Source organism: Gilliamella sp. M0320, from assembly GCF_016101635.1.
Taxonomy (GTDB): Bacteria; Pseudomonadota; Gammaproteobacteria; order Enterobacterales; family Orbaceae; genus Gilliamella; species Gilliamella apis.
This window is the reverse complement of the sequence record NZ_JACFQD010000001.1, coordinates 387456-400330: the sequence shown is the minus strand read 5'-3', so window position 1 is coordinate 400330 and position 12875 is coordinate 387456. Positions and strand designations below refer to the sequence as shown.

The 12875-nt window shown below is 34.8% G+C and carries 10 protein-coding genes; all 10 read right to left on the bottom strand.

Going from position 1 to position 12875, the window contains the following annotated elements; translation table 11 throughout:
- Nucleotides 1–366: 366 nt before the first annotated feature.
- Nucleotides 367–1653 (bottom strand): phosphoribosylamine--glycine ligase, encoded by a 1287-nt coding sequence (purD, locus tag H3T83_RS01790; RefSeq protein WP_198214908.1) that lies wholly within the window; start codon nucleotides 1651–1653, stop codon nucleotides 367–369.
- 27 nt (nucleotides 1654–1680) lie between these two features.
- Nucleotides 1681–3273: a bifunctional phosphoribosylaminoimidazolecarboxamide formyltransferase/IMP cyclohydrolase gene (gene purH, locus H3T83_RS01785; RefSeq protein WP_198214907.1), complete on the bottom strand. Its 1593-nt coding sequence runs from the start codon at nucleotides 3271–3273 to the stop codon at nucleotides 1681–1683.
- Nucleotides 3274–3448: 175 nt separating this feature from the next.
- Nucleotides 3449–4354: a GTPase Era gene (gene era / locus H3T83_RS01780; RefSeq protein WP_065578605.1), complete on the bottom strand. Its 906-nt coding sequence runs from the start codon at nucleotides 4352–4354 to the stop codon at nucleotides 3449–3451.
- Nucleotides 4351–5025 (bottom strand): ribonuclease III, encoded by a 675-nt coding sequence (gene rnc, locus H3T83_RS01775; protein ID WP_065578604.1) that lies wholly within the window; start codon nucleotides 5023–5025, stop codon nucleotides 4351–4353. Before rnc ends, era begins: the two co-directional genes overlap by 4 nt.
- Nucleotides 5026–5036: 11 nt before the next feature.
- Nucleotides 5037–6038: a signal peptidase I gene (gene lepB / locus H3T83_RS01770; protein ID WP_198214906.1), complete on the bottom strand. Its 1002-nt coding sequence runs from the start codon at nucleotides 6036–6038 to the stop codon at nucleotides 5037–5039.
- A gap of 20 nt (nucleotides 6039–6058) precedes the next feature.
- Nucleotides 6059–7855, bottom strand: coding sequence for a translation elongation factor 4 (gene lepA / locus H3T83_RS01765; protein WP_065614535.1), 1797 nt, complete (start codon nucleotides 7853–7855; stop codon nucleotides 6059–6061).
- Between the two features lie 127 nt (nucleotides 7856–7982).
- Nucleotides 7983–8891: a MucB/RseB C-terminal domain-containing protein gene (locus H3T83_RS01760; protein WP_165754909.1), complete on the bottom strand. Its 909-nt coding sequence runs from the start codon at nucleotides 8889–8891 to the stop codon at nucleotides 7983–7985.
- A gap of 99 nt (nucleotides 8892–8990) precedes the next feature.
- Nucleotides 8991–9551, bottom strand: a complete 561-nt coding sequence (locus H3T83_RS01755) for an RseA family anti-sigma factor (protein ID WP_065578600.1) — start codon at nucleotides 9549–9551, stop codon at nucleotides 8991–8993.
- Between the two features lie 35 nt (nucleotides 9552–9586).
- Nucleotides 9587–10159, bottom strand: a complete 573-nt coding sequence (rpoE, locus tag H3T83_RS01750) for an RNA polymerase sigma factor RpoE (RefSeq protein WP_065614532.1) — start codon at nucleotides 10157–10159, stop codon at nucleotides 9587–9589.
- A gap of 203 nt (nucleotides 10160–10362) precedes the next feature.
- Nucleotides 10363–12834 (bottom strand): class I adenylate cyclase, encoded by a 2472-nt coding sequence (locus H3T83_RS01745; RefSeq protein ID WP_198214905.1) that lies wholly within the window; start codon nucleotides 12832–12834, stop codon nucleotides 10363–10365.
- Nucleotides 12835–12875 lie beyond the last annotated feature (41 nt).

The following is a 12875-nucleotide window of genomic DNA, read 5'->3' as shown; positions in this document are numbered from 1 at the left end:
CTAAGATTTATGAAATAGAAAAAGATAGAAAAGAAAAGATTGGAACTTGAATAATATTCATACTAATTTATGAATATGGATATATTTTAAACTTCAATACCAAGAATAGATAGTTAATTTTAACGATTAATATTATTGTCAGTAAATAACATTATATTGTCTAAAGTAGTGAATGGAAAAATATAATATCAATAATGAATTGAACATAAAAAAGTTCAGGAAAATTTTGTGATTAGTGGTAAATAGTATCAATTCGATAATTACTTAGTAGCAATAATACCCCCCCTCTCCTCAACTTTTTTAACTTCTTATTAACAGATAAAAAAATAGCGCTATACAGCGCTATTTTATTCATTAGTCTTCTAACTATTTTTTTTCTCTTTCAATAGCTCGGTAACCAATATCATGACGATAGTAACAACCATGCCAATAGATATTTTTAAGTTGTTCATAAGCATTTTTTTGAGCATCTGATACCGAGTTACCTAATGCAGTGACACAAAGAACTCGCCCACCATTAGTATATACTTGTCCATTTTCTAAGCTAGTTCCGGCATGAAAGATTTTACAATTTTGATTAGTTTCAGAAGATAAGCCTAAAATGACATCTTTAGTATTGTAATCACCAGGATATCCACCAGCAGCAAGAACTACCCCTAAAGAAGGCCTTGGGTCCCATTGTGATTTAACTGTGTTTAATTTACCTTCTACGGCAGCTAAACAGAGTTCAACCAGATCAGATTGCATTCGCATCATGATTGGTTGGGTTTCAGGATCACCAAATCGACAGTTAAATTCAATAACTTTTGGATTACCTTGTTTATCTATCATTAAACCAGCATAAAGAAAGCCGACATACACATTACCTTCTTGTGCCATGCCATTAACTGTTGGATAGATGATTTGTTCCATCACTTTAGTAAATACATCATCAGTTACCACTGGCGCTGGTGAATATGCACCCATTCCACCAGTATTAAGACCTGTATCCCCATCGCCCACTCGTTTATGATCTTGACTGGTTGCCATTGGTTCAACATGTTCACCATCAACCATAACAATAAAACTGGCTTCCTCACCATCAAGAAACTCTTCAATGACAACTCGATGACCTGCATCACCAAAGGCATTACCAGCCAACATATCATGTACAGCATCTTCGGCTTCTTTTAGCGTCATAGCGACAATTACGCCTTTGCCAGCAGCTAACCCATCGGCTTTTATTACAATTGGCGCACCTTTTTGACGAATATATGCAATAGCAGGCTCAATTTCGGTAAAATTCTGGTATTCAGCCGTTGGGATATTGTGACGAGCTAAGAAGTCTTTAGTAAAAGCTTTTGATCCCTCTAACTGAGCAGCAGCTTTAGATGGGCCAAAAATTTTCAATCCAGCTTTTTGAAAACTGTCAACAATACCGATTACTAATGGCGCCTCTGGTCCGACTATGGTTAAGTCTATTTGTTGCTCCTGTGCAAAATTTAATAGTCCGGCAATGTCGGTTGCTTTTATATTGATGTTTTCTAAATCTGCTTCAAGTGCGGTACCTGCATTACCCGGCGCAACAAATACTTTGGTCACTAATGGTGATTGTGCTGCTTTCCATGCTAAGGCATGTTCACGCCCACCATTACCGATAACTAAAACTTTCATACAAGGTCCTTTCAATACTTTTAAAGATTAATGCCTAAAATGACGCATATTGGTAAAAATCATCGCAATATTATGCTCGTTTGCGGCTTGAATCACTTCATCATCACGAATCGATCCACCCGGTTGAATAACGCAAGTAACGCCCACCGCAGCGGCTGCATCTACGCCATCTCTAAATGGAAAGAATGCATCAGAAGCAACTACTGAACCAGCAACTTCTAGGTTCTCATCTTTTGCTTTAATACCGGCAATTTTCGCTGAATAAACACGGCTCATTTGCCCTGCACCAATACCAATTGTCATATTATCTTTGGCATAAACAATGGCGTTAGATTTAACAAATTTTGCTACCTTCCAGCAAAATAGTGCATCGGATAGTTCTTTTTCAGTTGGTTGACGTTTGGTAACAACTTTTAACTGATCTTTAGTGACCATACCTAAATCTCTTTCTTGTACAAGAACCCCACCATTAACACGTTTAAAATCTAAACTAGTTGTAGAATTACTCGACCAACTACCACATTCAAGTACACGAACATTCTTTTTAGTTTGTGTGATAGCTAAAGCATCTTGGTCAATTGAAGGTGCAATAATCACTTCAACAAATTGTTTATCGACAATAGTTTGAGCGGTCTTAGCATCTAAAGGTCGATTAAAAGCAATAATGCCACCAAATGCAGAGGTTGGGTCAGTTTTAAAAGCATTTAAATATGCAGTTAAAATATTATCACTCACTGCAACACCACATGGATTGGCGTGTTTAACAATTACGCAAGCAGGTTCATCAAAGGATTTTACACATTCCAATGCGGCATCAGTATCGGCAATATTATTATAAGATAATTCCTTACCTTGTAACTGTTTAGCAGTTGCAATAGAGGCTTGCTCAAGCTGTTCTTCAACATAAAATGCAGCTTGTTGATGAGCATTTTCACCATATCGCATATCTTGTTTTTTAATAAACTGCAGATTTAAAGTTCGAGGAAACTCTCCAGCAGGCTTATCAGTGTCGCCATAATATGGTGGGACAAGTTTACCAAAATAGTTAGCAATCATACCGTCATATTGAGCAGTATGTTCAAAAGCTTTTATTGCTAGACTAAAACGATATTTAAAAGAGAGGCAATTTTGTTGGTTATCCAACATATCAATGATTGTGTTATAGTCCTGACAATCAACCACAATCGCAACATCTTTATTATTTTTGGCGGCAGAACGTACCATGGTTGGCCCACCAATATCGATATTTTCTATCGCATCTTCTAAACTACAATTTGGATCAGCAACAGTTTTTGCAAAAGGGTATAAGTTCACAACAACCATATCAATTGGATCGATCTGGTGTTGTTGCATGACGTCATCATCAACACCCCGACGACCTAAAATACCACCATGTATTTTAGGATGTAAGGTTTTAACTCGACCATCCATCATTTCAGGAAAACCAGTATAATTAGATACTTCTGTAACAGGAATATGGTTGTCAAGTAATAGTTTGGCGGTACCACCAGTGGAAAGGAGTTCTACATTACGATCTGATAAAGCTTTGGCAAATTCAATAATTCCTGTTTTATCAGAAACACTAAGTAGAGCACGACGGATAGGACGAAACTGCTGCATGAAAAAGCTCCGAAATTAAAATTCTAAATCCAAGTCAGTGAAGGGCTATTATATATAAAACCAGAGTAGATGTTTAGCATTAACTTTTGAAAAATAAATCGGAACAGAAGTTGATAAATTAGAAAGTAATCATCAGGCAAAATCTTTGCCTGATCTTTATACAAAAGGATTTGGATTAATCGTCACTATAGCCTAAGCTTCGAAGAGCTCGCTCATCATCAGCCCAGCCAGCTTTAACTTTTACCCACAATTCTAAATGAACTTTATTATCAAAAAATAATTGCATATCTTTACGTGCTTCTATGCCAATTTTTTTGATTTTTTCACCTTTATTACCAATGACCATTTTCTTTTGACCATCACGTTCAACCAAAATTAACCCATTGATACGGTACATGCCGGTACGTTCATCGACTTTAAATTGTTCTATTTCAACCGTGACAGAATAAGGTAGTTCATCACCTAAAAAGCGCATTAGTTTTTCACGGATGATTTCTGAAGCCATAAACCGTTGTGAACGATCAGTAATATAATCTTCGGGGAAATGATGTTCACCAACAGGTAAATGTTTTTTTACAATGTCTTTGATGATATCAACGCCTTCACCTTTTTCAGCACTAATGGGCACAACATCCAAGAATTTGATTTTTTGGCTGATTTCTTGAATATGAGGCAATAGCTCGGTTTTATCTGTCACATTATCAATTTTATTAATCACCAGTAATACAGGCGCTTTACAATCTTTAAGTTTGCCTGCAACCATTTCATCATCATCAGTCCAGTGTGTACCTTCAACAACAAAGATAACCAATTCAACATCGCCAATTGAACTGCTAGCAGCACGATTCATTAAACGGTTAATTGCTCTTTTTTCTTCAATATGAAGACCGGGAGTATCAATATAGATAATCTGATCATCACCTTGAGTATCAATACCTACAATACGGTGGCGTGTAGTTTGTGCCTTACGTGAAGTGATCGATACCTTTTGACCAAGTAATTGATTTAATAAAGTTGATTTGCCGACATTTGGTCTACCGACTATGGCAACAAATCCACAATGTTGTTTTGATTCTGTCATTTTATTCCTAATTGGTTTAGTGCTTCTTGAGCTGCGGCTTGTTCAGCCTTGCGACGGCTTAAACCTCGTCCTAAATATTGATGATCATCATTATCAATTTTGCATTGAATGAGAAACTCTTGCTCATGATTATCTCCTGTAACTTCAAGAATTAAATAGCATGGTCGTTCATGTCGAATACCTTGCAAATATTCCTGTAATCGTGTTTTAGCATCTTTTTGCTTAATGCCGGGTTTAATTTCGTTTAAACGTGTTGTATACCAAGCTAAAATTAACTGACGAATATTTTCAATATCGCTATCTAAATAAACAGCACCGATGATAGCTTCCACGGCATCAGAAATAATCGACTCACGGCGATAACCACCACTTTTTAATTCGCCTTGACCTAAAATAAGATAATCACCTAATTTAAACTCTTTGCCCATTTCAGCAAGAGTTTGACCACAAACTAAACTTGCTCTCATTTGGCTAAGATCACCTTCATCTTGCTTACTAAATCGATGATAAAGCTCATCAGCAATAACAAAACTAAGGATTGAATCACCTAAAAACTCTAGCCGCTCATTGTGCATTTTATTCGCACTGCGATGAGTCAGTGCGAGTTGTAGTAAAGATGTATCTTTAAACTGATAACCAATCGATTGTTGTATTTGATTCAAATTTTTCATAGTTATCACAGTTAATGGAGCCCACCGATACGGCTGAATCGAATTCCTGTAGGCCATTCATCAGGTTGTTTTTCAAAACTAATCCAAATGGCGGTTGCACGACCAACAAAGTTTTCTTCGGGAACAAAACCAAAATATCGGCTATCACCACTATTATCACGATTATCGCCCATCATAAAGTAATTACCTTGTGGTACTACCCAAGTAGCAACAGGTTGACCTTTTTGATGATAATAATAACTCGGATCTTCCTCTATTCCTGACGTGGTTAAAATATCATGCGACTTGTTACCCAAGGTTTCTTGTTGAATTTTTATATCAAACGTTCTTATGGATTGAGAATCAACAATACCTTTGTCCTTATATTGTTCCAAGGTATAAAAACTTGGGTTAGATTTATCTTTTTCGTGTACTTGTTTCCAATTGCTTGGCTGTGGTTGAGTATAGTGCAAATCTAATGGCTCAGATCGTTGACCAACACAATTACTATCCGTTGTTTGACAAGCAGGATAAATAACTACTTTCTTTTCATTAACCAGATAAACAATCTTATCACCAGGTAAACCAACCACACGTTTAATTAAATCCATTTGTGGTATGTTAGGGTGCTTAAATACAGCTACATCACCTCTTTGAGGTTTTCCTGTAGCAATTAGTACTTTATTGTTAATTGGATTTTTTAAGCCATAAGAAAATTTTTCAACCGCAATAAAATCACCAATTAATAAAGTTTGCATCATTGACCCTGAAGGAATCTGAAAGGGTTCATAGATAAATGAACGAATAACAAAAACCACAAACAAAACCGGAAAAAAAGATGCTAAGCTTTCAACCCAACCTTTTGGTTTTCCAACCTCAGCAAGGACTCGCCCATCAACCTCACCATTATGGGCTTTACGCACTTCTTCTACTTTACGTTGTCTAGCTGGTTTCCATCTAAATTTTTCTAAAAACCAGAAGATAGCGGTAATAAAAGTTGCTAATGTTAATATGATGGCAAATGTTCCAGCCATTTGTTTTCCTCTTTAACTGATTAATCTTTTCCTACATGCAAAATTGCTAAAAACGCTTCTTGAGGTAGTTCAACATTACCTACTTGCTTCATACGTTTTTTACCCTCTTTTTGCTTCTGTAAAAGTTTCTTTTTACGACTAACGTCACCGCCATAACATTTGGCTAATACGTTTTTGCGTAATTGTTTTACTGTAGAACGTGCTATTACATGATTACCAATTGCCGCTTGAATTGCTATATCAAACTGTTGACGAGGGATAAGATCTTTCATCTTTTCCACTAGTTCTCGGCCACGGTAAGGTGCATTATCTTTGTGCGTGATAAGCGCTAATGCATCAACTCGTTCACCATTGATTAATACATCAAGTCTTACCATATCAGCAACTTGGAAACGCTTAAAACTATAATCTAAAGATGCATAGCCACGTGAAGTCGATTTAAGTTTATCAAAGAAATCCAATACAACTTCGGTCATTGGTATTTCATAAGTTAATGCAACTTGATTGCCATGATAAACCATATTAACTTGTACACCACGTTTTTCAGCACATAATGTTATTACATTACCTAAGTAAGTTTGTGGTACTAAAATGTTACATTCAGCTATCGGCTCACGTAGTTCTTGAATATTGTTTACGGCCGGTAGTTTAGCAGGGCTATCAACATAAATGATCTCATTTTGAGTAGTTAAAACCTCATAAACTACCGTTGGAGCTGTAGTAATAAGATCAAGGTTATATTCGCGTTCTAACCGTTCTTGAATGATTTCCATATGCAACAAGCCAAGGAAACCACAACGGAAACCAAATCCTAATGCGCCTGAATTTTCTGGCTCATAAAAAAGTGAAGCATCATTAAGACTTAATTTACCTAATGCATCACGAAATGCTTCGTAATCATCTGAGCTAGTTGGAAATAAACCTGCATAGACTTGTGGTTTTACTTTCTTAAAACCTGGTAATGCTTTCTCAGCAGGTGCTCTGGCCGATGTTAAGGTATCGCCGACTGGTGCACCTAAGATATCTTTAATAGCACAAACCACCCAACCTACTTCACCACAATGTAAACAGTCTTTATCAACTTGTTTTGGTGTAAAGATACCTAAACGATCAACATTATAAGTCATTCCAGTACTCATAACTTTGATTTTCTCGCCTTTGCGTAGTTCACCATTTTTTATACGAATTAGTGATACAACTCCTAGATAGTTATCAAACCATGAGTCAATAATTAGCGCTTGTAATGGTGCATCTGAGTCACCTTCAGGTGCAGGAATATCATGAACAAGTTGTTCAAGTACATCAACCACTCCAACACCGGTTTTCGCGGAACACCTAACTGCATTGCTAGCATCTATACCAACAATGTCTTCAATCTCTTCTGCCACTCGTTCAGGTTCAGCCGCAGGTAAATCGATTTTATTAAGTACTGGTACAACTTCTAGATCCATATCAAGTGCCGTATAACAATTGGCAAGTGTTTGCGCTTCAACACCTTGTCCAGCATCGACTACCAATAATGCTCCTTCACATGCTGCTAACGAACGTGATACTTCATAAGAGAAGTCAACATGTCCAGGAGTATCAATAAAATTCAGCTGATATGTTTGGCCATCTTTAGCATGAAAATCTAAAGTAACACTTTGAGCTTTAATCGTAATACCTCGTTCACGTTCCAAATCCATCGAATCTAGAACTTGAGCTTCCATTTCGCGATCAGAAAGTCCACCACAAATTTGGATAATACGATCAGAAAGCGTTGATTTACCATGGTCAATATGAGCAATAATTGAAAAATTGCGGATATTTTTATTCATATCAATAAGTTATATTTTAGTTATGTACTGTTAATTATCATTAATGTTATCGGCTATAAATAACAAGTCAAATAATCACGAATTTGAAAGCAGACATTCTACACATTAATAGTGAGTAAGCATAGTGTTATCGAGAGTTTTCCGGTGATTTCTCAACAATATTTTGTGCAATTTTTTCTATTGTTACTTGAGGTAAATTACCAATAATTATGATATTTTTATTACCCATGTTAGTTGAGAAAATCGTTCGGCCACCTTGCTGAATAATTTGATTTAATTGACTGGCCTGCTCTAAAGAAACATTTACAGTAAATGAAAATACACCATCAGAAAACAGCTTAGTCGCTATATCAGAACTATAAAAGTTAACATTATAAGCAGCAATCTCTTTAAACCCTTTAGGTAACCATGCTAAACGCCAAGCATCAAGAAGATTATTCTGTTTATCAATTGATAATAAAATTGGATAGGTTCGATTATCAATATAATTTTTAAATTTTTTTGCATCAAAATCTCTATCAAGATCAACCACTTTTAATTGATTAATAATATCATTATCTTCATCTAACAAATCAATGCGTAGTGGTAAAAAATTTTCATCATCGATCCATATAACATAACTATAACGATCTTTATCTTTAGCAATGACTTTGACTAATTGAGCACCTCGATTAGCCGTTCTAGTCTTACCTAATAAAATAAAGTCATAAATATTAGCTAATGAATTAAAATCATTATAAATAACGTCAGGAAAAGCCTCTGTAATGCGGGAACTTGAAATCGAAAAAGAAGGACTATCAGGTTGAAAATAACTAGTGGTATTATTATGTAAAATTATCTCTTTAGCTGGACCTTCAAGATAAAGCAGTTGAGCATTGATATTTTCTTTTTTGTCAGCACCTAAATGATTATATTCAAAGGTAGTTGCATATTGATCTTTATCTTGCGCAATAAAATGAATTTGATAGTCACGCGTCTGCACAGCTTTGGTCATTTTATTGAGTAAACTCAAAGCATCATGCGTTTCTTCCGCCATAACAGATGCGGAAAAAAATATAAAAAACAGAGTAATAAAAAAATTATTACTCTGTTTTAACATAAATTTTATCAAAGAATAAAGAAAATTCATTTTTAGTTAACGGGCATTTAACCTTTTTTGTAATTCATAATCTTGAACCAACAACCTAATCTTATCATATTGTCTTTTTTCAAGAAGTTGCTGATCATTATGTTGTTGTATACCACCAACAGGCGCAACGTTTACTCCCATAGGGATAGTATTTAGCGTAGGCGCACCACTAACATCATCTGATTGACCTTGATGATATTGGACTCCAGCAATAATAGCTAAGGTAACACAAGCCGCTAATCCAATTTGACTAACTTTAGCCATAATATCTTTCATTCGAATCCAGAATAGATTTTCGGCTTTTGGAATTGAAATCTCACTTTGGGATGGCTGCTCAGTTAATTGTGGATATAAGTCATCATCAGCAATCGCCATAGCAACTTGATTGGTAATATCTAATGTTAATGAACTACCGTGCAATTCTCCTCGCATTGCGTCTCTTGCAATATGATAACGATGCCAGCAGGATTGCAAACTTTCATCATGGCTAACCATCTCAACAAAGTGTTGATCAGTTAACTCACCGTCCATTAATAATGAAAGTTGCTGTTTCTGTTCTATTTGCATAGTAGATACCTTAAATTTCTTGCTACTTAATTTATTTAACCAATTAAAGGTTTAATTTTTTCATCAATAGCATCACGAGCTCTAAAAATACGTGATCTAACTGTTCCAACCGGTGTTCCCATAATTTCGGCAATTTCCTCATAACTTAGACCATCAATTTCACGTAATGTGATAGCAGTTCTCAAATCATCAGGTAATGCTTCAATTGCTTCAAATACAACTTTTTCAACTTCTTTAGAAAGAACTAAACTTTCTGGGTTATCGACATCTCTCAATGAGTCGGCACCTTCGTAACTTTCAGCTTCACTAGCATCAATATCCGAAGATGGCGGTCGTCGACCTTGCGAAATTAAATAATTTTTTGCTGTATTAACCGCAATTCGGTACAACCAAGTATAAAAAATACTTTCCCCTTTAAAAGAGCTTAACGAACGATAAGCTTTGATAAAGGTTTCTTGCACAACATCAGGGACCTCAGAAGGTAAAACATAACGTGATACCAAATGAGCTAGCTTATTTTGATAACGAACGACAAGTAAATTAAACGCATTTTTATCTCCGTTTAAAACGCGATCAACTAAAACTTGGTCTGTTATTTGCTCCCCCATTAAAGGCCATTCCTCATTATGTTAATAACTATTAGTTGGCCCAAAACTGTGCACTCTAACAGTTAGATTCGTAAATTTAAAAAAAGTTCCCATTATTTTAATAGAAATTTCATTTTTTTAATCAATCATTTTCATTTTTAATTATTTATATACTAAAAGACAATGATTTTATTAAATTTTTAGATAAAAAATTTTTTAGATAATTAATTCAATAAGAAGATTTCGCGCTCGCCCGCATCGTTATATGTGATTTGATAAAATTGCGGTAAATTAAAATTAACTGAACTACTGGTAGTGAAAGTAAAACGGTCATCAGATAATACATAAAAATCATTGATATCTTTAACCATATTTTCTTTAGTACCATTACAATTACGGTATATTTCTATTTGATTATGTTCATTTAAAATATATAAATCAAATCCTGTAGTGGTATCTTCAAAGAAGAATTGAATAATACCTTCATAAGCGACGCTATCTATCTCTTTAGGTAATTCATTACTTTCATCTAAGATATTTAACGGCCTACCTTGAACTTTATTATTCGATACCGCTCCATAAAAATCAATAGCATTTTCAAATTGATGAAATGAAACGCCAAATCGTTCAAAAAATAGATACCATGAAGCACCATCTATTCTAAGTGGTTTGACTTGGGTTAAGTTATTTTTAGTAGTCGTCAATCGTAAATCAACACAGTCATCCATCAGTTTTTTCATTTGTTTACAGATTTCATGACTAAGATGTTTACTATAACAAAAAATTTCGACCGAATTAGGTAAATCGGCATCTTTATGCATACGATTAAGTAACGCTTTTATGGCCTCCAGCACACATAAAGAACCACTAAAATGTAATACCCGAATTTCATTCCATGAGTTACGATAAAGTAAATCTATAGACCCAACTAAACTTAACTCTTGCTTGCCATAATTTAAAACATTAGTACTAATTTCATCCTCAAGTTCTAAATTAATAGTTGGATCATCTTCTAAATTCAAGATGATAGCCAAATGGCGTATTTCACAAGGCCCATATAACTGTTCTTCAGTTGCGGCAGGTACATCTATCGGAAAATAATTTTTCAGATCTTCGATGAGCTTGGTTATTTTTTGATTATCTCGCTCATCACCATCGTAATAATAAAAATTGGTTGAATCAGAAATTAAACCATTAAAGTAACACCAACCAACTAATTTAACCAAGTATTTACTATATTCTAAGTATTGATGACCAATAATAGAATTTAGTTTAGGTGTTTGATTGTAAACATACCAACCAGCTCGATTGATACGATCTTCTTTGACATGGATAAAAGTTAATACATCTTCTTGCAGATTATCCGAAATATTAAGTTTTAATGTTGAAATTTTACCCGGTAGAACTTCAAAAGAGGCATATAATTTACGAGTCAGTATAGCCAAGTCTTGTGGACTAATAAGTGAATCTAAGTTATTACGACGACCAAAATTGAGTAAATTACGATAACCTGTCATCATGGTGTGAAGCAATATTTCGTGTATTTCACGTACTTGTTCTATTTTCCATGTTTTACTGGCGTCCAATTTTACCAATAACTTATGCGTCCATCCCCATTGTTGTACTAATTCATTTAATATTTTTCGACGCCATAACAATGGCTGATCATTATCTGATAATTTTTCATTTACTTTTAAATAAAAGCAATGCCTTACCAACTCAAGACGTTGAAAATCTCTAATTTCAATTAGATAATTAGTAATTCGATCCAATAACATAGAGTATGAATCAAGATAATGATGAACGTGGATTTCACCTTTTTGAATATACTCGCGCATTTCATAAGCAATTGGTCTATTTTCAGGATAGATTGAAGAATAAGCTTCAAGTAGTAATGTTTTTAATACAGCTTTAAATGGCGAATCAATACTTTTATAGAGTTGCCATAAACTTGCACCAAAATACTCTTCAGCAGACAATCCTGTGAGTGGTCCAAAATCGATCCATTCTTCACGTTTGATTATATTAGCGACCACTAATGCTTGAACACATTTTTCATAAGTTGGGTAAGTAACATCATTAATAGTAAAATCAGCTGGAACTGCAAACCATAGTAGTCGTTTACCAGCTAAAAGATTAGCGGAACGATAGAACTCTTCCAGCAATAAAATATGTTGTGCTGAACCACAGTTTTCACCCATCAAACATTCATGATGTTGGTTGATAAATCGATCGACATCAACGACAAATAATGTAAGTTTTACACCTAATTCCTCAGCCCACTCTTCAATCAATTGACACTTTGTTATTAAAGCTTGCTTTTTAACTGTAGATAAATTATTTTCGATACAAACCCATATATCAAGATCAGAGGTAACCGCCTGTCCTATAGAGCAGGTACTCCCCATTGAATATAGTGCAGATATGTCAGAATATTTTGTCTGTGTAGCGCTCTTAAAATTGAAACAATGTTGTAGTTGTTCAATAATCTCATTTGAAGGTTGATAGTATGCAATACCTGATGGGGTATCTATATTTTGATAACCGGGAAGATCTGGATGATGAAAATGAAAAAGCACTGGTAACAATGTAAAAACTCGTTGGAATTCCAAAGGCATTCCACTTCGAGCTCGCTCATGTTTCAGAATAGCAAGATCATCAAGTTCTTTTTTTATGTTATTAATATCGTATTGCATAGTATTATTCAGGTGAAACAGATGTACTATTGACGAACAAT